Here is a 20,019-nt window from a genome sequence, read left to right as displayed (position 1 = left end):
CTGGTGCTGTTCTCGGATGTCGTGCAGGCCTCGGAGACCGTCCGTGCGACCCGGTCCCGTAAGACGAAGATCGCCACCCTGGCCGCACTATTGTCCGCTGCCGCCCCGGATGAGCTAGAGCCGGTGGTCGCCTGGGTCTCGGGTGACTTGCGGCAGGGCCGCGTCGGCACCGGCTGGCGCACACTGACAAACCTCGACTGTGCGCCGAGTGCGCTTGCGACGCTGACGGTTTCGTCGGTCGACACGACACTGAGCGAGTTGGCCACCACCTCCGGTCCCGGCTCCACGAACCGGCGCAAGGAACTGCTCACAACGATGTGGACCGCCGCCACCGCTGAGCAGCAGGCATTTTTGATGCGCCTGCTCGGCGGCGAATTGCGCCAGGGCGCGCTCACCGCGATCGTCGCCGAGGCGGTAGCGGTCGCCGCGGCGGTACCCATCGAGCTGGTCCGGCGGGCGTACATGCTGTCCGGGCAGCTGCCCGTGACGGCCGTGGCCGCGCTGACCGGTGGGGTCGATGCGCTCAACGAGTTCCGGCTCGAGGTCGGCCGCCCGATCCAGCCCATGCTCGCCTCGCCCGGTGCCACGCTGGACGAAGCGATGGCCGAATTCGGCGATGAGGTGAGTGTCGAGCACAAACTCGACGGCGCGCGCATCCAGGTGCATCGCGAGGGCACGCGGGTCTGGGTGTTCACCAGGACGCTGCGCGATATCACCGCGAGCGTGCCGGAACTGGTCGACCTGGTCGCCCAGCTCGATTGCACGAGCGTGGTGCTCGACGGAGAAACGTTGGCGCTCACCGATTCCGGCCGTCCGCGTCCGTTCCAGGAGACGATGAGCCGCTTCGCCGAGATCAGCTCGACCAGGGAACTGCTGCTGCACCCGTACTTCTTCGACTGTCTGCACCTCAACGGCGAGGATCTGCTCGACGCCCCGCTGCACGAGCGCCGCGCGGCATTGACCAAGGTGGCTGCCGCGCATAGCATCCCGGCCCTGATCCGGCCCGATGCGGAGGCGGCCGCCGAGTACTTCGACGGTGCGCTGGCCGCCGGGCACGAGGGCGTCATGATCAAATCGCTCAGCGCACCCTACGCCGCGGGCCGCCGCGGCCGATCCTGGCAGAAGATCAAGCCGACGCACACCCTCGACCTGTTGGTGCTCGGCGCCGAATGGGGTTATGGACGCCGCACCGGATACCTGTCGAATCTGCACCTCGGCGCCCGCGACGCGGGAACCGGCGATCCCGTCATGGTCGGCAAGACCTTCAAGGGCCTCACCGACGCACTCCTGCAATGGCAGACCGCCGAATTCCCGCGTCACGAGCGCGCCCGCGACCAATACACCGTTTACCTCTGGCCAGAGCTCGTTGTCGAAATCGCCCTCGACGGCGTCCAGGTGAGCCCCCGCTATCCCGGCGGCGTCGCCCTCCGCTTCGCCCGCGTTGTGCGCTACCGACCGGACAAGACGGCGGCCGACGCCGACACCATCGAGACGGTTCGCGCCCTGCTGCCCTGAGCCAGGTGGATTGCCGATGCTATTTGGTTGAACCCGAGGCCGACAGGCTGACCAGGCACGCGATGATGTTGAACGTGGGCTGCGATGGGTCGGTGTTGACGCAGGGCGTTTGCGCGACCGGGCTCGGTTCGGCGGCCGGCGCCATGGGCTCCAAGCTGATCTGTGCGGACGCGGTGCCGATACCGGATGCCAGGGCCGCGGCCAACAGGGTGGCGCCGGCGCCGACGCGTACGGCCGTGCGGATGTGCTGCATGTGAAGTCTCCCTTATCCCCGTTTCGAGCGATTGCGCCCGAAAGACGCGTCGAACGCTACATATTCGGCTGCCGACCCCGGTACCCCGAATTGTCGGGGCAGGTTGCCTCGGTGTGCTTCCCGCAGATCGCGCGGCAGGCGGGCCGGACCGACTCCCGATTCGGTCGGGTACAGGTTCGGAAGGAGTTCCTCGGCCGGAGCCGGACACCACTACGACGACTGTTGCCGGATAGGGGTTTCCGAGACGTACCTCAGTGCGTATCCGATCGTCGGCGCTACGGGTATTCCGGCCGCCGATTCATGGATCGATAAACGCTTCGCTGGCGAGCCAGCACCGGTCGGTTGCGCGGGCCTCGGCAGGTAGAGACCAGATCCACGGTAGCCGATCGGAAATGTGTCCCGACAGGCGGCAACCGCATGGCAATCCCGATCGCGAGTGCCGCACACTGGAGGGGTGACCGCGGACCTACTGGTACTCCTGATCGTCATCGTCACGGCACTCGCATTCGATTTCACCAACGGCTTCCACGACACCGCCAACGCGATGGCGACCTCCATCGCCACCGGCGCACTGCGGCCACGGATCGCGGTCGCGGTATCCGCGGTCCTGAATCTGATCGGCGCCTTCCTGTCGGTCGCGGTCGCCGCGACGGTGGCCAAGGGCATTGTCCGGCTCGACGCCGTCCACGGCGAGGCGCTGCTGATCATCGTATTCGCCGGTCTCGTCGGCGGCATCCTGTGGAATCTGCTCACCTGGCTGTTCGGCCTGCCGTCGAGTTCTTCGCACGCACTGTTCGGCGGACTGATCGGCGCCACCATCGCCGCACTCGGCTGGGGCGGGGTGATCTGGGCGCACGGCGCGGACGGTGTGCTGGCCAAGATCGTGCTGCCCGCCCTGCTCGCGCCGATAGTGGCCGCGCTGGTCTCCGCGATCGGCACCTGGGCCGTGTACCGGATCACCAGGAGTTCCGATCCCGGCAAGGTGACCGAGGGCTTCCGCTGGGGGCAGATCGGTTCGGCCGCGCTGGTCTCGCTGGCGCACGGCACCAATGACGCGCAGAAGACGATGGGCGTCATCTTCCTGGCGCTGGTCGCGCACGGCACGCTCAACAAGAACGACGAGATGCCGCTGTGGGTGATGGCGGCCTGCGCCGTCGCCATCGCGACCGGCACCTACCTCGGCGGCTGGCGGATCATCCGCACCCTGGGCAAGGGGCTCGTCGAGATCGACTCGCCGCAGGGGCTGGCCGCCGAATCCTCCTCCGCCGCGATCATCCTCACCTCCGCCCACTTCGGGCTGCCGCTCTCGACCACGCAGACCGCGACCGGATCGATTCTCGGGACCGGGCTCGGCAAGGGTGCGGAGGTGCGTTGGAGTGTGATGGGCCGGATGACCGTCGCCTGGCTGCTGACGCTGCCACTCGCGGGCGTGGCCGGTGCGGTGTGCTGGGCCATCGCGCATGTCATCGGCGGACTGCCCGGGGTGCTGGTGGTGTTCGCACTGCTGATCGCGCTGTCGGTGGTGATGTATCTGCGGTCGCGGCGGGATCCGGTGGACACCAGTAATGTCAACGAATGGCCCGGTGGGACCGACACGCCCGACGTCGGCACCGAAGTTGCGAAGGACGCCACGACGCCCTCGGTCGCGGAGGATGGGCGACACGCCGACGGGCTCGCGCCGCCCGCGGGGTCAGCCAATGCACCCGGTAGCCGTTCGGCGCAGGTCTGAGGAGGCGCACCGTGCACACACTCGTCACGAATCTGAACGCGCTGTGGAAGGTGACCGTCGCGGGTCTACTGCTCGGCGCGGGGCTGCCGATCGTCTTCGCGGTCGGTGTGCGGCTGTGGTCGGTCGCCGATACGGTGGCCGTGGACGGTCGTACCGCCCAGCGCAGTTACCCGGCGCTGGTCGGCGCCTACGCCTGCTTCGCACTGATCATCGGCGCGATTGTTACCGGAATTCTTTACACCGCGAAGGCGTTTCTGGCCGCTAAGTTCGGTATTCATCTGTTTGGACAGTAAGAAGGGCGCAATGTGACAGAACCAGCGAAATCCGCTCAGGTCCGACCGAATCTGCTCGGCCGGGTCATCGGCTGGCTGCGGGCCGGATATCCGCAGGGGATTCCGCGGTCGGATTACGTTGCCCTGTTCGCGGTGCTGCACCGCCATCTGACCGATTACGAGGTGGTCGCGATCGCCGAGGAGTTGGTGGACTCCAATCCGGACAGCGAGATCAGCCACGCCGATATCGAGGCGGCGATCACGCGGATGGCGAAGGAACAGCCGGACGCGCACGATATCGCCAGGGTCGCTTCACATCTGGCGGCGGGCGGCTGGCCGCTGGCGACCCCGCTGACCGATACCGAATCTCCCGACTCCGCAGCGGAATAGCCCGCCGCACCGCGAGTTTTCTTGCGGTGAAACGATATTCGGTGTGGCATAGATCTCCTCCGGTACCAATGCTGGACGACCGACCGATAGTCCGATCGGAGCGCGACGTCGCGCTCCGATTCGAGAAGGAGGTCGATCATGGTGCTGTGGACGACGAGTTCACGCACGGTACGACGGATGCTGGTGCAGACCGTTGCCGCCGGGACATTGGCACTCGCTCCCGCGGCGGTTATCGCGCCCGCATTCGCTACCCCGGACACCGGCGCCCCTACGGCGGCGCCGGCGCCCGCCCCGATTCCCACCCAGGCCCCGATCCCAACTCAGGCTCCGGTGCCGACCCAGGCTCCGGTGCCGACGCAGCCCGCGCCCACGCAAGCGCCGGTGCCGACACAGACCCCGACTCCCCAGAGCCCGACCCCGCCGCCCGACATCTACGGTCCGGACGGTTACGGTCCCGATGGTTACGACCGCTCGGGTTACGACCATGCGGGTTATGACCATTCCGGCTATGACCGCTCGGGTCGCGACCGCTGGGGTTATGACCGCGAGGGCTTCGACAGCTCGGGCTACGACCACGCGGGCCGTGACCGGTTCGGCTACGACCGGCTCGGCTATGACCTGTGGGGTTATGACCGCTGGGGTCGTGACGCAGCGGGATATAACCGACAGGGTTGCAGCCTGAAGGGGCCGGACCGCTCCGACGCCGACCATGAGGAGTGCGAGCGGCAGCGGCAGGCCCGCCCGTCCACCGGCAGCGCCAGTTGACGATTTCCCAGCCGATTCACAGCTGGATCGCCAACATTCTCGAGGTTGTCCGAGCAGTATGAGGGGGTCGGCGAATGGAAGCGGGCCCCAGCGAACAGGGCCTTACCCCACGGCTTCCAATTCGCTCGACCCCGGCGGTTCACTGCTCGGACCGCTTCTCTGCCGACCGGCGGCGCCGATCCCTCGCTCGCGCCGCCGGTCCGCAATAGCCTCATCGGGCAATTGCGGGGACCGCGGTTTCAGCGGGAGCAGCCAGACGATCGCGGCGACGAGTGCGATGGTGGCGAGCAGGGTGTACGAATCGCCGAGCAGGAATTGCCATGGCGTCCAACGGAATTCCCGGCCTTCGGTCTGCGGTACCAGCCAGATCAAGCCCTGGGGCAGCAGCGGCAGTTCCGGATCCCATGATCCGACCCGATCGACCTGTAGCGGCCACGCGAAGACGAACAGGTAGATGACCGCCGGAACGCCGATCCGGAGACCGAGCGGTCGATGCCGCAGCGCGTGGCTCGACCACAGCAGTGCCGGCACGATCCACACCCAGTAGTGGGTCCAGGAAATCGGCGAGACCAGCAGCATCACCGTGGCGGCGAGCAGCGCGCCGAGCAATTCGTCGCCGCGCAGGTGGGCGATTCGTGCCGCCGCGATGCCGGCGATCGCGAGCAGACCGGCGCAGACGAACGAGGCCGTGGTGTCATCCCAGGTCGACCATTCCAGACGGCCGAACATGCCGTTGATGGACTGATTCTGCACATAGGCGAAGCCGATGCGGTTCTGCGAGGTCGTGGTCGTGGTCCAGAACTGCAGCGCCTGGGTCGGCCGGTACCAGAAGCCGATCGCGACCGTCGCGGCGAAGGTCGCGGCCGCCGTTGCGGCGGCACGGAATTGGCGGGTGATGAGCAGGTAGACGATGAAGACCGCGGGCGTCAGCTTCAATCCCGTCGCGATGCCGATGAGGATGCCGCGGTACCGACTTTCCTTGGGGATGGCGAGATCCGCGAGTACCAATGCCATGAGGATCGCGCTGAGCTGTCCGAATCGGAAGGTCTGCTGAACCGGCTCCAGCCAGATCGCGGCTCCGGTGACGGCGATGGTTATTGCGAGCAAACCGGCGCCGCGCCGATGTTGTTGGAGTCTCGCGGCGCTCCACACGCTCACGAACAGCGATGCCATCGTCAGTATCGTGACACCGGTCCCGATGTAGTCGATGGGGAATCGCGACAGTTCGGCACAGATCCACGCGGCGAAGACGGGATAGAGGAAGGGCAGGCCGAGCGGGCCGCGGCCGTCGTACAGCAACGCCGGATGCGTCGCCGCGGCCGTACCGCCCCACATGTAGACCTGTAAATCTATTTGATGCCAGTACATCTGCCAGTTGGGCCGCAGGAAGGCCAGCCAGGCGCCGATGGACAGGGATGCGAATGCTATTGCGGCACTGAGCGTTAACTTGTGCGGGGCTTTGTGCTGCGTCCCCACACCGGCAGCGCGCTGTTCTCCTGATTGCAGGATGACAGCCATGGAGTTGTTATTCCTTCATCAGGTGATACAGCTCGAACGGACAGCAAATCTTTAGCTAAACTAAGAGCAATTCATCGTATCATTGCTGATCACCGTCGGCTGCCTATGCTTTCCCCGGGGTGGTGAGACCTACCCGGCGAGCACGCGCAGTAGGTGTACGACCTCTGACCGGATCGCGCCGCGTGCGGGCTCGAGGTACTTGCGCGGATCGGCGAGCGCGGGACTCTCGGCCAGGGTGGTCCGGATCGCTTCGGTGGCAAGGACATTCAGTCGGGTGGCGATATTGATTTTGGTCATGCCGTATTCGACCGCGGCTCGCAGACCCGCGTCGGGGACACCGGAGGAACCGTGCAGCACCAGCGGGACGGGCACCTTCGCGGCCAGTCGCGCGATCAGGTCGTTATCCAGTTCGGCTGTGCGGGTGTGCATGGCGTGCGAGGAGCCGACGGCGACCGCCAGGGCGTCCACGCCGGTAGTAGCGACGAATTCGACGGCCTCGTCCGGATCGGTGCGAACGCCGGGGGCGTGTGCGCCGTCCTTGCCCCCCACCTCGCCGAGTTCGGCCTCGACGAAGACCTCGCGGTCGTGACACCAGCGGGTGATATCGGCGGTGGCGGAGACGTTTTCGGCGTAATCGAGGGTGGAGCCGTCGTACATGACCGAGCCGATGCCGAGTTCGACCGCGGCGCGGATGAGTTCGAACGAGGTGGCGTGGTCCAGGTGCACGGCGATATCGGCGGTGCTGTCGGCGGCGATGCGCAGGCAGGCGAGGGCGATCGGCGCCAGAGCGCCGTGGTAGTGCACCGTATTCTCCGAAAGCTGGAGCAGCACCGGCCGTTTCGCCGCCTCGGCGGCCGCGGCAATGGCCTCGGCATGCTCTAGCGTGATCACATTGAAGGCTCCGAGGCCGCCCGGATGGGCAGCGGCGATCAGGTCCGGGACGGGGCTGGTGGTCATGCGGACTTCTCCTGCGGGCTGGCTAGTCGTTCGACGACAACTGTGGGTGCGATGCGAGCGCGCAGGCAGCGGTCGATCTCACCGGCGACCGGAATGACGACGGCGGCCGCGGAAGTGGCGACGGCGTCGACGAGGATGGCCGACCAGTCCGGCAGGCCGTCCGCGTCGGAGAGGGCCGCGATTACCGCGGCGGTCGCGGCATCGCCCGCGCCGGTGGGATTTCCGGCGAGCGGTTCGGGCAGTACGGCCGACCACGCGCCCTCGGCGGTGACCACCACCATGCCCTCGGCCCCGCGGGTGGCGATGATGGCGCGCACCCCGCGCTCGATGAGCGGCCATGCGGCCGTGGCGACTTCGTCGGGAGTCACCGGGACGCGTCCGGTGAGACGTTCCAGCTCTTCGGTATTCGGCATCAGGATGATGCCCGGGACCTGGGTGGCCAGGCGCAGTGATTCGCCGTCGACATCGCAGATGGTCGGCACGCCCGCGGCAATCGCGGTGCGCGCGATTTCGGCGGGCAGTCCGGGTGCGATGCCGCCCGGCAGCGATCCGGAGATGACCAGGCCGTTGATATCGGGCAGCATTCCGGCGACCCGTACCGAGAGCTGTTCGGCGGCATGCGGATTCGAGACGCGCGCGCCGGGTTCCCATAGCGCGGTCGCGGTGCCGTCGCCGGATTCGCTGATCACCACCGTGCGCCGGACCCAGGGCAGCGCGTGCACGAAGTCGACCGGCATCTCCAGTTCGGCGGCGGCCGCGAACACGTGATCGGAGAAACCCGTTGCGCGCGCGTACTTTCCGAGTTGATTGAGCACCCGCGTCACATTGATGCCCTTCCCGCCGATCCGCTGTTCGACCGAGCGGACTCGGTGTGCCTGGCCGCGTTCGAAATGCTCTACGCGGTAGGTCATGTCATAGGCGGGATTCATTGTCACGGTGAGGATCACGTCAACCACTGTCCACGTCTGAGCACCCGGCGCAACTGGAGATTGTCATCGACTATCAGCAGGTCGGCGAACTGGTCGGTCCGCAGATCGCCCACATCGGCCAGTCCCGCCGCCGCGGCCGGCACCGAAGTGGCGGCGATCACAGCATCGCGCAGCGGTACGGCGCATGCGTCGACCGCCCAGGTGAGGCATTTCAGGAGGTGGGCGGTGCCGCCCGCGATGGAGCCATTGGACACCCGGGCCACACCATCGGTCACGTGGACGACCTGTGGACCGAGCCGGTACTCGCCGTCGGGCATGCCAGCGGCCTGCATCGCATCGGTGATCAGCGCGACCTGTCCGGGTGCGGTGGCGAAAACCAATGCGCCGAAACCCGAGTCGATGTGCACACCGTCGCCGATCAATTCGACGACGGCCTGCCGCTGCGTCGCGGCAACCAGCGCCGCGGCCACCGGACCGGGCTCTCGGTGATGCAGCGGCGGCATACCGTTCGCCAGGTGGGTGACCAGGCTGCCGAATCCATTGGGGCGCAATGCCTGCTGGAAGCGGGTGAAGTCGGTATCGCTGTGGCCCAGCGATACCACCACGCCGCTATCGGAAAGACGCTGGGCCACCGCGTCGAATCCCGGCAACTCCGGCGCGAGCGTCATCACCCGCAGCTGCCCGTCGGCGGCGGCGAGCAATCGATCGGTCAGCTCTGGATCGGGATCGAGCAGATAGCGGGGATCCTGCGCCCCGCACCGCGCCGCCGCCAGAAACGGCCCCTCGACGTGGATCCCGGCGATGGTGCCGTCGATGGCCAGATCGCGCAGCGTCGCGACCTGCGCGACCATATCCGCCGCGGCCCCGGTGACGACGCTGGCCAGCACAGTGGTGGAGCCGTGCGTGTGATGGAACTCGGCGGCCGCCCGCGCCTCGTCGGCGTCTACGGTGTCGAATCGATGCCCGAATCCGCCGTGGTTGTGAATATCGACAAGTCCGGGCAGCACCGTGCCCGAGAACGGCGGCACGGTCGAATCCGGATGTGCGGCAACCCAGTCCGCGAGCGAACAAACTTGGTCGATCCGCCCCGCGCGCACGGACACCACGCCGTCGTCGAATGCCGATGTCGCCGACACGATCCGTCCGCGAATCTCGAGCGTCATGCGGACACCTCCGCCGGGTGCGACCGGACCGACCACATCGGATGCGCTCGACCCACATTCGTCTCGACCCGGGTCATGTCAGGGCTTCCCGCTAGGTGCGGCCGGACGGACCGCACTGGATGCCCTCGACCCGCACTCGTCTCGTTCTGGGGTACGTCAGGGCTGGCCGCGTGGTGCGGCCGGACGGACCGCATTGGATGCGCTCGACCCGTACTCGTCTCGACCCGGGTCATGTCAGGGCTCCCCGCGTGGTGCGGCCGGACGGACCGCATTGGATGTGACCGATCCGTATTCGTCTCGTTCTGGGGTACGTCAGGGCTGGCCGTCTGGTGCAGGCGGACGGACCCCATCGGATGCGCTCGATCCGCATTCGTCTCGACCCGGCTCACGTCAGGGCTCCCCGCCTGGCGAACAGGGCCGCACCCATGAGTCCCGCGCGAGCGCCGAACTCGCCGAGCACCACTCGTGGCGCTGGCACAACGCGCAGGCGCTCGGCGATGGTGTGGTGCAGTGGTTCGGTGAGGGCGGGGCCGGCTCCGGCGAGCCCGCCGCCGAGAATGATCAGTTCGGGACAGGCCGCGTGGATGAGGCCGAGCAGTCCGTCGGCCAGTGCGCTGATCGCGTCGTCGACGACGGCTTTGGCGTCCGGATCGGTGCCGAGCAGTGCGAAAACATCTGCCGCGCTTGCCGTTTCGTGGCCGGTGCGCTGCGCGTAGGCGCGGGCGATGGCCGCCCCCGACGCAACGGTTTCCACGCAGCCGATATTGCCGCAGGGACAACGCAATCCGTCCGCATGCCGAACCGGGATATGGCCGTATTCGCCGGTCTGCCCGTAGCCGCTGCGCACCAGGTGACCGCCAACTGAGAGGGTGCCGCTGATGCCGGTGCCGAGAATGACCACGCAGACATCGTCGTGGCCCCGCCCGGCGCCATAGCGCCATTCGGCCCATCCGGCCACCGCGACATCGTGTTCGATCAGCACCGGTATGCCCCAGCGACGGGTGAACCGGTCGCCGATGTGCACATCGCGCCAGCCGACATTGCTGCTGAATACCGCGATCGAGCGGATCGGATCGACGATGCCGGGCAGGAGGACGGCCGCGCGCGCGACCCGGTCGCGCTGGTCATCGGTCAGCTCGGCCAGCAATTGATCGCCGAGGGCGCCCATGGTTTCGAAGGCGGCCTCGCCCTGCGGTGTGGCGACGACGCCGGAGGCCAGCACCGTGCCGGAAGCGTCGGTGATCTCGCCCTTCATGGTGGTGCCGCCGACATCGAGGCCGAGCACCAGCAGGTCATCGCCCAACGCTGGGACCGGTTGCGGCGGTACCGCAACCGGCCCCGGCGCCGCTGCGGCGTCCGGCACCACCGAGCTGTATTCACCCACCCCGTCGGCTCCGCCTCGTTGCCATCCCCCGGCCGCATCCATGCCCGCGAGATCGTCGCGGGGCACGGCGGTCGGGGGCGTGGCTCGCCTTTCGGGTGGAGCCGCGCGGATTTCCGAGGGGCGCGCTCCCCGTTCGGGCTGTTCCGTTCCCATCTTCGGCACAGTAGTTCCTGATATCGGGTCCGCAGCCGTGGGCGAGTCGGTCGCGCGGGGCATTGGAGCCGGTCCGATCACTGATCCAGGACGACGGACCGGTTGAGGTTGCGGGGATGGTCGGGGTCGAGGCCTCGGTCGGTCGCACGCAGCACGCAGAGCTGGTGGACGCGGACCAGATCGGCCATCGGATCGATATCGCGATGTTCGAAATGGGCGCCGGTGACGGCCACATCGGCCGCGAAATTGGGAACCAGCGGCCCGAAGGCCCAGACCGCGCGGCCGGGGGCGGAGATGCTGATCGGGCCGTGTCGGTATTCGGTCTGTAGGTAGGACTCGGTCCAGGACTGGCAGGATTCACGCAGTTTGAGCCCCGCCTCCTCGGCGATCGCGGCCGCGAAACCCATTCCGACGAAGCTGATCTGCTCGGCGTGGCGCACAGCGGCCAGTGACGTCGTCGGGTCTTCGGCCAGCACGGCCCGCGCCTGCTCGATGGCGGAACCCAGGTCCTCGCCCAGGTGCCAGCGCAGGATGGCCAGCGTGGTGGTGGCGAAGCGGGTCTGCACCACCGAAAGCTCGTCGACCTCCTCGATCAGGATCGGATCGCCGAGATCGAGCACGGGGGTGCCCGGACTGCTGCATATGACGGCGCGCGGAATGTGTGTCGGTATCTCCCGCATGGCGTTGACCACCTCGGTGGTGGTGCCGGAGCGGCAGATGACGAGGTAGCGGTCGTAATCACGACCGCCGCGGACCTCGCTGGCGGGCCAGGCGTCGGTCGGGCCATGACCCGAACCCTCACGCAGTGACGCGATGGCGCGGGACATGAACAGCGAAGTGCCGCAACCGATGACGGCGACGCGCTCGCCCGGTTGGGGCAGTAGGGCGCGGTGTTCGGCGGCGATGGTCTCGGCGCGGACCCAGTCGTTCGGCTGGGTGGCGACTTCGGTGGCCAGATGAGTCACTGGGGTGGGGTGAGCGGAGATCGGCACAACAACAGAATCACCCGATGTGATCGTTCATGTCAAATTTACGATCGAATCAGTCACATATGATCACTATTGGGTCTAGCCTGTTGGACAGTCGATTCGTTCGCTCCATCATCGGCGGTCCAGTAGCGCCCGGAGTGAAAATTTGAAAGGTTCTGCTCGTGAAAAGACCCCTCCACGGCGTACTCGCGGGGATCGCGATGGCTACCGGCCTCGCGCTCGCCGTCTCGTCCTGTGGCTTCGGCTCCAAAGACTCGGCCGACTCCGATAAGACGATCAACTTCCTGGCCCCCAGCTACAGCGACGGTGCCAACGGCACGAAGGCCCTGTGGGACCGCATCATCGACGACTTCCAGAAGCAGAACCCGGACTATCACGTGAAGCTGCAACTGGAGTCGTGGGATTCGATCAACGATGTGGTCAAGACGAAACTGCAGTCCACCTCCACCACCCCGGACCTGCTGAATATCGACGCCTACGCCAGCTTCGCCGGCGACGGCATGCTCTATTCCGCATCCGAGGTGGTCTCGCCGAATGTGCTGTCGGACGTGCAGCCCGGCTTCGCCAAGAACGCGTCGCTGAACGGCACGCAGTACGCCATGCCGCTGTTCGCCTCCACGCGCACGCTGTTCTACAACACCGACCTCTTCGCGAAGGCCGGGGTGAGCACGCCGCCGAAGACCTGGGCCGAACTGGCCGACGCCGCCAAGAAGATCCAGGCGCTCGGCGGTGGCGTCTCCGGCTACGGCCTGCCGCTCGGCAGTGAGGAATCGCAGGCCGAGACGTCACTGTGGACCTTCGGCGCGGGCGGCAACTGGTCCGAGGGCGACAAGATCACCGTGGACACCCCGCAGAATCTCGAGGGGGTCAAGGCCATGCGCGAGGTCATCGATGCCGGTGTCACCCAGCCGAATCCGGGTGCGACCAATCGCAAGGACGTCATCAATTCCTTCATTCAGGGCAAGATCGGGATGATCGAGGGCCTGCCGCCCACCATCGCCCAGATCGCCGAGAAGAATCCCGGTCTGAAGTACGCCACCGCGCCCTCGCCGACCAAGGACGGCGCGCCCGTCACCCTCGGCGTGGCCGATCACCTGATGGCATTCAAGAAGGACGGCAAGAAGGCCGAGACGATCAAGAAGTTCCTCGACTTCTTCTATTCGGCGAATGTGTACTCGAACTTCGTCAAGAACGAGCACTTCATCCCGATCACGACCAGTGCCACCACCGTGCTCGCCGACGACCCGGTGACCAAGGCCTTCGCGGCGACCCTGCCGGTGGCCAAGTTCTATCCGAGCAACAACCCGAAATGGGCTGCGGCGCAGGGTGCCATGCATCAGCAGATGGGCACCATCGCGCAGGGTGCCGACCCGGGCCAGGTGTTGCAGCGGATTCAGGAAGCAGCGAAATAGCGGTGGGCGAGGGGCAGGCCCACGCAGGTCCCCGGGCGGGCCGCAAATCGGATGGAGCGACCCGGGTACTGCTGGGCAAGAATTCGACGCTGCGGGCGGTCCCGTGGATCGGGCCTGCCCTGGTGCTGGTCGCGGCCATTGTCGCGTTCCCGGTCGGATATATGGTCTGGACCAGCACCCGGGACCTGAGCGCCTACGGCCAGGACCGCGGTCCCGCCGGGCTGGCCAATTACCGAAACCTGTTCGATATCAGCGAATTGGGTTCGGTATTGGTGCACACCGTGGTCTGGGTGGTCAGCGTCGTGCTGATCACCCTGGTGCTCTCGGCGGGGCTTGCGCAGTTCCTGAACAAGGATTTCCCGGGACGCACCGCGGTGCGCATGGCGATCCTGGTGCCGTGGGCGGCCTCGGTCGTCATGACCACGACCATCTTCTATTACCTGCTCGATCCCGATGTCGGCATCGCCAACCGGTTCCTGGTCGATATCGGACTGTTGGATCGCGGCTACGGCTTCACCAAACAGCCGACCCCCGCATTCCTGGTGGCGATCGGCGTCGCGGTATTCGTCTCCATCCCGTTCACCACCTACACGATTCTGGCTGGGCTGCAATCGATTCCGGCCGAGATCGATGAGGCCGGTCGGGTCGACGGCGCCAGCGCGTGGCAGCGCTATCGCTATCTCACACTGCCGCAACTGCGTCCGGCGATCGCGGTGGCGACGATCATCAACATCATCAATGTGTTCAACTCGCTGCCCATCCTGCAGGTGATCACCGGCAGCATCGCGGGTTTCGGTGCGGATACGACGACGACATTGACATTCAAGCTGATTCGGCAGAACCAGCAGCTCGATACCGCGGCCGCCATGAGCGTGCTCAACTTCGCGTTGATCGTGGTCATCATCGCGATCTACGTGAAGGTCATCAAGCCGACCCAGCAGGTGGATTGATGAGCACGACCTACGCAGGTGAGGTGCGCACATGACTACGCAGGCCGACATTCGCATCGAAGGTGTGGAAATCCCGCCGGACACAACGGTTGTCGAGGCGCCGACCGGTCGATCACGGCGGCGGCGCTGGGAACTCACCGCGGTGGGCGTGGTCCTCGCGGTCGTGTTCTTGACCCCGTTCGTGGTGATGGTGTTCGGATCGTTGAAGAGCCGGGCCGAAATCCTGCGCATCCCACCGACATATCTGCCGCAGGAGTGGCATCCGGACAACTACGCCACCATGTGGGACACCCCCGAGACGCCGCTGCCGTACAACCTGGTGAGCACGATCATCATCTCGGTGTGTGCCACGCTGCTGGTGCTCTTCGTGGCCATCCCGGCCGCGTATTACACAGCGCGGCACAAGTTTCCGGGCCGCGCGGTATTCCTCGCGCTGGTGTTGGTCACCCAGATGTTGCAGCCGACGGTGCTGGTGACCGGTCTGATCCGGGAGTTCTTCACGCTCGGCATCAATGACACCTGGCTGGCGATGATCCTGGTGAACGCGGCGTTCAACCTCTCGTTCGCGGTATGGATCCTGCACAGCTTCTTCGCCGCCATTCCGGTGGAGATCGAGGAGGCCGCGCAGCTCGACGGTCTGAGTCGCTGGCAGATTCTGGTCCGGGTGAGCCTGCCGCTGGTGTGGCCGGGCATTGTCACCGCGACGATCTTCGTTGTGGTGAACTGCTGGAACGAGTTCGCGGCGAGCCTCGTGGTGCTGACCACCCCGGAGAATCAGCCGCTGTCGGTGGCGCTGACCAAGTTCGTCGGGCAGTACGACACGGCGTGGCAGTACGTCTTCGCCATTTCGACGGTGGGCATCGTTCCGGTGGTCATCCTGTTCGCGTTCATCGAGAAGCGCCTGGTCGCGGGGCTTACCGCGGGCAGCGTCAAGTAATCGCCCGCGCGGTGCCAGCGGGCAGCAGCCGGGTCAGCACGCTGACCGAACCGCGGTTCGGTCAGCGTGCTCTCAGATCTATTGCCGCCCAAGGTATAAGCCCTGGTCGGACTGGCCACCGGCATCCAGAAGTAGCGGTCGTGCGGAGGTCTGCGGGCCGATTCGGTCGCTTCCGACCGGTAGCATCGAATCCGTGGCACGGCAGGATGACGAACCCAGGGAGGGCCGCAGTTACGGCGGGCTGTCCAAAGAGCAGCGGGTAGCCCAGCGGCAGGCGCGACTTATCGATGCCGCGCTGGAATTATTCGGCACCCAGGGCTATGCGGCCACCTCGATCGAGCGGCTGTGTACCGTCGCGAATGTCTCCACGCGCAGTTTCTACGAAGATATGGGCAGCCGCGAGGCATTGTTGATCGCGCTGGTAAATCGCATTACCTCGCATGCGGTCGAGCGGGCGCTGGAAAGTATGGCAAAGACTGCGGGACAACCGCTTTCCACGCGGGTCGTCGACGGTTTCCGCGCCTATCTCGAGGTGGCCTGTGCCGACCAGCGCTCGGCGCGGGTGTGTTACGTAGAAGTGGTCGGAGTCAGTCCGGCGGTAGAGGATTGGCGCAGTCAGCAGCGCCGCCTGCTGTCATCGCTGCTGATCAGCGAGGCCGAACGCGCCGTAGAGCGAGGCGAGACCAAACCACGGCGGTTCGATCTGTTCGCCCTCGCGGTGATCGGTGCGGTGAATTCGCTCGCCCAGGAGTTGGTGCGGACCACCCATCCCGACGCCGAGGTGTCGCTCGATGAAATATGCGAGGAGATAGCGTATTTCGTGAATTCCGGGCTCGCGTTGAACTGACGGCGGGATCGGCCTGAGCGCCCGTTCCTACGCTGATTCTGTGGGATCCCGCGGAATAAGGAATGGGCGCTCAGGCCGATCCGCTCCGCACGTCTGGCCGGGATGGCGGAGGCGCTGAATTTCAAGCGGCGTGCCGGGCCAGATTGCGGATGGCCGTGACAGCGGGAAGGATGCGAGTCGCGTTATTGCGCAGTACGATTCCGGCTCTCGTCGCCGGAATGAGCATCGAAGCCGCAGTGGCCACGCCGTTGAGTTTGGGATCGACCAGCACCCGGTGCCGGGTCTCATAGCGCTGGAACGCGGCCTCGTGGTCCTCGGGTGTGGCCGCCAGTTCCTCCGCCAACGTGTACGCACCGGCGATCGCGAGGGTGGAGCCGTCGCCGAACAGTGACACGCAGGATGCGGCGTCACCGAGCAGGGCGACGCGTCCATCCGACCACCGCGGCAGCTCGCCCTTGCTGACGGAGTCGAAGAAGAGGTCATCGGTATCGCGCACTCGCGCCAGCAATTCGGGGACGCGCCAGCCCTGATCGGTGAAGGCCTCGATGACGAGCCGCTTGTGCAGTTCGGTATCCCGGTGGTCGAAACCGGGTACGCCCTTGTGTCGGAACATGAATGCCGCCAGCGCCCGGCCGTTCGTCGGATGCACGGACAGTGCCCGGCCCGGTGTGTTGTAGATGAGGACTTCGCGGTCGCTGCCGAATGGTTCATCGAGGCGGATGGTGGCGATGTAGATGCCCATATGCCGGACGAATTCGGATTCAGCGCCGAAGATCAGGCGGCGCACTACGGAATGTAGGCCGTCCGCTCCGATTACGAAGTCGAAGCGTCGGGACCGGGCCTGCTCGAAGGTGACTTCCACGCCGTCGGCGTGCTGGGCCAGCCCGGTAATCGTGTCGCCCCAAAGGAATTCGGCAGTGCCGCGGCTGGCGTCGAGCAGGATCGAGGCGAGATCGGCTCGGGGGACTTCGACTTCGCGGTCGCCCGCCGATCCCTGGAAGGCCTTCAGGTCGACTCGGGCGACGGTACGCCCGGTGTCATTGACGAAACTCATATGGGACACAGCCGAGCTCGCGGCCTCGAGGCGTGGCCGTATGCCCATCCGCTCGACCACATCGATGGCGGGCCCCTTCACGTCGACCGGATTTCCGCTCGAGCGCTGGCCCGTTGCCCGCTCGACCACGGTGACTCGGAAGCCGCGGTCGGCCAGCCAATACGCCAACGTCGATCCGCCGACGCCCGCGCCGGAGATCAGCACCGTCTTGTTCATCACAACACCTCTCGGCTAAGTGGACGAAATTCGTCCGCTTAGAAGGACGGTACAGTAAGCGGAAGGATTTCGTCCACTTATTCGGGAGGTGAGGGCCACGACCGCGCTGAAGAGGGCGGATGCCAGGAACAATCGGGACCAGATCATCGCGGCGACGCTGGTGACGTTCCGTGAGCAGGGCGTCGACGTGCCGATGAAGCAGATCGCGGATCGGGCTGGCGTCGGTGTCGGCACGCTGTACCGGCACTTCCCGGATCGGGATGCGTTGATCGCCGAGACCGCCCAGTCCTACCTCGCCGATCTGGCTCAGTTGGCGGCCACGGCATTTGAGCAGGAGGGTAGGGCGTGGCCTGCGCTTTCGCGGTTTCTGCACGAGTGCGCGCAGCGCCGGGTCGGGGCGTTGGCGTCGGCGATCGAGCCGAATCTGCATGCCGAGATTCAGGCCGATCCGCGATTGCACGAGGTACGGGGGCGGATTGTCGAGTTGGTCTCGCGGATGACCAGGCAGGCGCAGCAGGACGGTGCTATGCGCGCCGATGTCGAGCCGGGTGAGGTGGCTGGGCTGATGACCTTGCAGATCTATACCCGGGTCGGTGAGTCGTATGCGGAGGCGGTCCATCGGGTGGTCGAGATCGTGCTCGACGGGCTGCGGGCGAGGTGATCAAGCTGTCCAGCTTGGCAATCCGGCGACGGAATCTCTACCGTCGGCACGTGCCTGTGGTCATATTGTTCGCGTGTATGGAAAAACAGCAGGTCGCCCGCATGGACGGGGTGGCGTGAGATGACCGGACCGACGGACCGGCCGCAGCGTTGGAACCGACTGCTGGAACTGCTCGCCGACTCCGGGCGGCTCTCGGTCGAAGAGGCCGCCGAACGCCTCGGCGTATCCCCGGCGACGGTGCGCCGCGACTTCACCGCACTCGCCGAACAGCAGTTGGCCACCAGAACCCACGGCGGCGTGGTCGCGACTTCGATCGCCTACGACCTGCCCGCCCGCTACCGGCAGGGCGGTGAGGCCAAGCAGCGGATCGCGGAACACGCTGCGGGATTTATCGAACCGAGCGCGGTGGTCGGAATGAACGGCGGCACCACGACCACCGCGGTAGCGCGCGCACTGGCCGGACGCACCGATCTGGCGACCGCGACCGGGGACCAGCTGACCATCGTCACCAACGCACTCAATATCGCCGGTGAAATGGTCCTGCGCCCGCATATGCGCACCATCGTGCTCGGCGGTGTCGCGCGCCGCGAGTCCTACGAACTGCACGGCCCGCTGGCCGAGCGCGCATTGGCCGAATTGCGCTTGGACACACTGATTCTCGGCGTGAACGCGATCTCCGCCGAGGGCGGAGCCCAATGTCGCCACATCGACGAAGCCGGAGTGACGACGGAGATGGTGCGTCGCTCCGGCCAAGTAATGGTCGTAGCGACCGCCGACAAGCTCGAACGTTCGGCGCTGGCCCGCATCTGCGGCATCGAACAGGTCGACGTGCTGGTCACCGATACGGACGCCGATCCGGCCGCGGTGGCGACGATTCGGGCGGCTGGGGTTCGAGTCGACGTGGTCTGAACAGGTGCGGATCCCCCGCAGGGATCTCGGAGGGCTTCCGAAGGTGGCCATGTACCGATCGATCATCGCGCGTTCGTTCGGCTCAGCGATTCCGACACCAGGTCGATCATCGGGTCCATTCCAACTGCGCGATCGACGCATGCAGATCGAGCCGTATCGCGGGCAATGCGGTGGTGACGACCAACGCGTCGAGCGTGATCATCAACGCCGCCAGTGATGTCAGCGCGAGTACCCAGCGCTGGCCAACAGTCGATTAGTTTCGAGCCGGGACCAGATCCGCAGCCGGTGCCGCGGTCCTGCGGAGCGTGCGCACCCACACGGCGAACCCCCAGGCCACGAAGCCCGCGTAGATCAGATAGAGGGTCGCGGACGGGTAGTAGCCCGCCTTCAGCAGCAGCGGCACGCCGACAAGGTCGACGGCGATCCAGATCAGCCAGAATTCGGCGAGCCCGCGTGCCATGCCATAGGTCGCCAGGACCGATCCGGTGAAGATCCAGGCCTCCGCCCACGGCCCGTACGAGCCGATCAGGGCGAACAGCCGGGCGAACGCCGCCGTGCCGACCAGCATCGCGGCAACCAGCAGCAGCCGTTCGCGTCCGCTGGCCCAGCGCGGCACGACACCACGGTGTTCGAGTCCGGTTTCGCCGCGAGCATTGCGATACCAGCTCCACCAGCCATACCCGCTGACCGCGATGAACATCAGCTGACGACCGGCCTGTCCCGCCATATTCAGATGCTGCGGAGTATTGAAAACCCCGCCAACGAAAACGGTGAACAACAGCGCATTACCCGCGACCCCGACCGGCCAAGCCCACACCCGCCGCCGCATCCCGCCCACCGCCGACGCCAGCCCGAACCCATTACCGACAACCTCGCGCCAAAGAACCTCAGAGCCCGCTACATGCAACTTGGCATCAAGCAACGCAAGGAAAGGATCCACCCCCGCTATAACCCAACCCCCCCGCCATCTCATCCCACCCCACCAACATCACCACCCGCTGTTGGTCGGCCGATCA

General features: G+C 66.3%; 20 protein-coding genes. 11 read left to right on the top strand and 9 right to left on the bottom strand.

The window, feature by feature from the left end:
* The first annotated feature begins 3 nt into the window (after positions 1-3).
* Positions 4-1,515: an ATP-dependent DNA ligase gene (locus ACHQ4I_RS35370; protein ID WP_420776248.1), complete on the top strand. Its 1,512-nt coding sequence runs from the start codon at positions 4-6 to the stop codon at positions 1,513-1,515.
* A 19-nt stretch (positions 1,516-1,534) separates the two neighbouring features.
* Here ACHQ4I_RS35370 and ACHQ4I_RS35365 read toward each other — a convergent pair whose 3' ends face one another.
* On the bottom strand, positions 1,535-1,768 hold the full coding sequence (locus ACHQ4I_RS35365; protein ID WP_420776247.1) for a hypothetical protein: 234 nt from the start codon (positions 1,766-1,768) through the stop codon (positions 1,535-1,537).
* 454 nt (positions 1,769-2,222) lie between these two features.
* Between ACHQ4I_RS35365 and ACHQ4I_RS35360 the strand changes: the two genes are divergently transcribed.
* The 4 genes from ACHQ4I_RS35360 to ACHQ4I_RS35345 all read left to right on the top strand — a co-directional run bounded on the left by ACHQ4I_RS35360 (position 2,223) and on the right by ACHQ4I_RS35345 (position 4,924).
* On the top strand, positions 2,223-3,497 hold the full coding sequence (locus ACHQ4I_RS35360) for an inorganic phosphate transporter (protein ID WP_420776246.1): 1,275 nt from the start codon (positions 2,223-2,225) through the stop codon (positions 3,495-3,497).
* 11 nt (positions 3,498-3,508) lie between these two features.
* Positions 3,509-3,790, top strand: coding sequence for a hypothetical protein (locus ACHQ4I_RS35355; RefSeq protein WP_420776245.1), 282 nt, complete (start codon positions 3,509-3,511; stop codon positions 3,788-3,790).
* A 12-nt stretch (positions 3,791-3,802) separates the two neighbouring features.
* On the top strand, positions 3,803-4,159 hold the full coding sequence (locus ACHQ4I_RS35350) for a DUF3349 domain-containing protein (protein WP_420776244.1): 357 nt from the start codon (positions 3,803-3,805) through the stop codon (positions 4,157-4,159).
* A gap of 138 nt (positions 4,160-4,297) precedes the next feature.
* Complete coding sequence (locus ACHQ4I_RS35345; RefSeq protein WP_420776243.1) at positions 4,298-4,924, top strand: hypothetical protein; 627 nt, start codon at positions 4,298-4,300, stop codon at positions 4,922-4,924.
* Positions 4,925-5,026: 102 nt separating this feature from the next.
* Here the strand turns inward: ACHQ4I_RS35345 and ACHQ4I_RS35340 are convergent, their stop codons facing one another.
* From ACHQ4I_RS35340 to ACHQ4I_RS35315, 6 genes are all read right to left on the bottom strand, one after another.
* Positions 5,027-6,442, bottom strand: a complete 1,416-nt coding sequence (locus ACHQ4I_RS35340; RefSeq protein ID WP_420776242.1) for a glycosyltransferase 87 family protein — start codon at positions 6,440-6,442, stop codon at positions 5,027-5,029.
* Positions 6,443-6,571: 129 nt separating this feature from the next.
* The gene (locus tag ACHQ4I_RS35335; RefSeq protein ID WP_420776241.1) at positions 6,572-7,399 is read right to left on the bottom strand and encodes a class II fructose-bisphosphate aldolase; all 828 of its coding nucleotides are present in this window, start codon (positions 7,397-7,399) and stop codon (positions 6,572-6,574) included.
* Entirely contained in the window at positions 7,396-8,346 is a 951-nt protein-coding gene (locus ACHQ4I_RS35330) for a hexose kinase (protein ID WP_420776240.1), read from the bottom strand. Before ACHQ4I_RS35330 ends, ACHQ4I_RS35335 begins: the two co-directional genes overlap by 4 nt.
* Complete coding sequence (locus tag ACHQ4I_RS35325; protein ID WP_420776239.1) at positions 8,343-9,491, bottom strand: N-acetylglucosamine-6-phosphate deacetylase; 1,149 nt, start codon at positions 9,489-9,491, stop codon at positions 8,343-8,345. The genes ACHQ4I_RS35330 and ACHQ4I_RS35325 overlap by 4 nt, the downstream gene beginning before the upstream one ends.
* A 385-nt stretch (positions 9,492-9,876) precedes the next feature.
* A complete protein-coding gene (locus ACHQ4I_RS35320) occupies positions 9,877-11,028 on the bottom strand; it encodes an ROK family protein (RefSeq protein WP_420776238.1) in 1,152 nt (383 codons plus the stop codon).
* A gap of 77 nt (positions 11,029-11,105) precedes the next feature.
* Entirely contained in the window at positions 11,106-12,020 is a 915-nt protein-coding gene (locus tag ACHQ4I_RS35315) for an SIS domain-containing protein (RefSeq protein ID WP_420776237.1), read from the bottom strand.
* A gap of 158 nt (positions 12,021-12,178) precedes the next feature.
* Between ACHQ4I_RS35315 and ACHQ4I_RS35310 the strand changes: the two genes are divergently transcribed.
* The 4 genes from ACHQ4I_RS35310 to ACHQ4I_RS35295 all read left to right on the top strand — a co-directional run bounded on the left by ACHQ4I_RS35310 (position 12,179) and on the right by ACHQ4I_RS35295 (position 16,163).
* Positions 12,179-13,429, top strand: coding sequence for an extracellular solute-binding protein (locus ACHQ4I_RS35310; protein ID WP_420776236.1), 1,251 nt, complete (start codon positions 12,179-12,181; stop codon positions 13,427-13,429).
* A 2-nt stretch (positions 13,430-13,431) separates the two neighbouring features.
* A complete protein-coding gene (locus ACHQ4I_RS35305) occupies positions 13,432-14,379 on the top strand; it encodes a carbohydrate ABC transporter permease (protein ID WP_420776235.1) in 948 nt (315 codons plus the stop codon).
* A gap of 31 nt (positions 14,380-14,410) precedes the next feature.
* The gene (locus ACHQ4I_RS35300; protein WP_420776234.1) at positions 14,411-15,316 is read left to right on the top strand and encodes a carbohydrate ABC transporter permease; all 906 of its coding nucleotides are present in this window, start codon (positions 14,411-14,413) and stop codon (positions 15,314-15,316) included.
* Positions 15,317-15,509: 193 nt separating this feature from the next.
* The gene (locus ACHQ4I_RS35295; protein ID WP_420776233.1) at positions 15,510-16,163 is read left to right on the top strand and encodes a TetR/AcrR family transcriptional regulator; all 654 of its coding nucleotides are present in this window, start codon (positions 15,510-15,512) and stop codon (positions 16,161-16,163) included.
* 121 nt (positions 16,164-16,284) lie between these two features.
* On the opposite strand, the gene ACHQ4I_RS35290 is transcribed toward ACHQ4I_RS35295, so the two are convergent.
* A complete protein-coding gene (locus ACHQ4I_RS35290) occupies positions 16,285-17,433 on the bottom strand; it encodes an FAD-dependent monooxygenase (protein WP_420776232.1) in 1,149 nt (382 codons plus the stop codon).
* A gap of 88 nt (positions 17,434-17,521) precedes the next feature.
* Between ACHQ4I_RS35290 and ACHQ4I_RS35285 the strand changes: the two genes are divergently transcribed.
* Positions 17,522-18,094 carry a TetR/AcrR family transcriptional regulator gene (locus ACHQ4I_RS35285; RefSeq protein WP_420776231.1) on the top strand — a complete coding sequence of 191 codons (573 nt, stop codon included), beginning with the start codon at positions 17,522-17,524 and terminating at the stop codon, positions 18,092-18,094.
* A 120-nt stretch (positions 18,095-18,214) separates the two neighbouring features.
* Positions 18,215-19,003, top strand: coding sequence for a DeoR/GlpR family DNA-binding transcription regulator (locus tag ACHQ4I_RS35280; protein WP_420776230.1), 789 nt, complete (start codon positions 18,215-18,217; stop codon positions 19,001-19,003).
* A 253-nt stretch (positions 19,004-19,256) separates the two neighbouring features.
* Here the strand turns inward: ACHQ4I_RS35280 and pnuC are convergent, their stop codons facing one another.
* Positions 19,257-19,976 (bottom strand): nicotinamide riboside transporter PnuC, encoded by a 720-nt coding sequence (gene pnuC, locus ACHQ4I_RS35275; protein WP_420776229.1) that lies wholly within the window; start codon positions 19,974-19,976, stop codon positions 19,257-19,259.
* Positions 19,977-20,019: the final 43 nt, after the last annotated feature.

It is taken from the genome of Nocardia nepalensis (assembly GCF_048910785.1).
Lineage (GTDB): Bacteria > Actinomycetota > Actinomycetes > Mycobacteriales > Mycobacteriaceae > Nocardia > Nocardia nepalensis.
Note: the sequence above shows the minus strand (reverse complement) of the source record. Positions and strands in the feature narration are given on the sequence as shown.

Bases quoted from the DNA above. Each gene is read 5' to 3' on its own strand.
- ACHQ4I_RS35280 (WP_420776230.1), top strand. From the start codon at position 18,215: ATGACCGGACCGACGGACCGGCCGCAGCGTTGGAACCGACTGCTGGAA.
- ACHQ4I_RS35335 (WP_420776241.1), bottom strand. From the start codon at position 7,399: ATGACCACCAGCCCCGTCCCGGACCTGATCGCCGCTGCCCATCCGGGC.
- ACHQ4I_RS35325 (WP_420776239.1), bottom strand. From the start codon at position 9,491: ATGACGCTCGAGATTCGCGGACGGATCGTGTCGGCGACATCGGCATTC.
- ACHQ4I_RS35365 (WP_420776247.1), bottom strand. From the start codon at position 1,768: ATGCAGCACATCCGCACGGCCGTACGCGTCGGCGCCGGCGCCACCCTG.
- pnuC (WP_420776229.1), bottom strand. From the start codon at position 19,976: ATGAGATGGCGGGGGGGTTGGGTTATAGCGGGGGTGGATCCTTTCCTT.
- ACHQ4I_RS35345 (WP_420776243.1), top strand. From the start codon at position 4,298: ATGGTGCTGTGGACGACGAGTTCACGCACGGTACGACGGATGCTGGTG.
- ACHQ4I_RS35320 (WP_420776238.1), bottom strand. From the start codon at position 11,028: ATGGGAACGGAACAGCCCGAACGGGGAGCGCGCCCCTCGGAAATCCGC.
- ACHQ4I_RS35340 (WP_420776242.1), bottom strand. From the start codon at position 6,442: ATGGCTGTCATCCTGCAATCAGGAGAACAGCGCGCTGCCGGTGTGGGG.
- ACHQ4I_RS35290 (WP_420776232.1), bottom strand. From the start codon at position 17,433: ATGAACAAGACGGTGCTGATCTCCGGCGCGGGCGTCGGCGGATCGACG.
- ACHQ4I_RS35300 (WP_420776234.1), top strand. From the start codon at position 14,411: ATGACTACGCAGGCCGACATTCGCATCGAAGGTGTGGAAATCCCGCCG.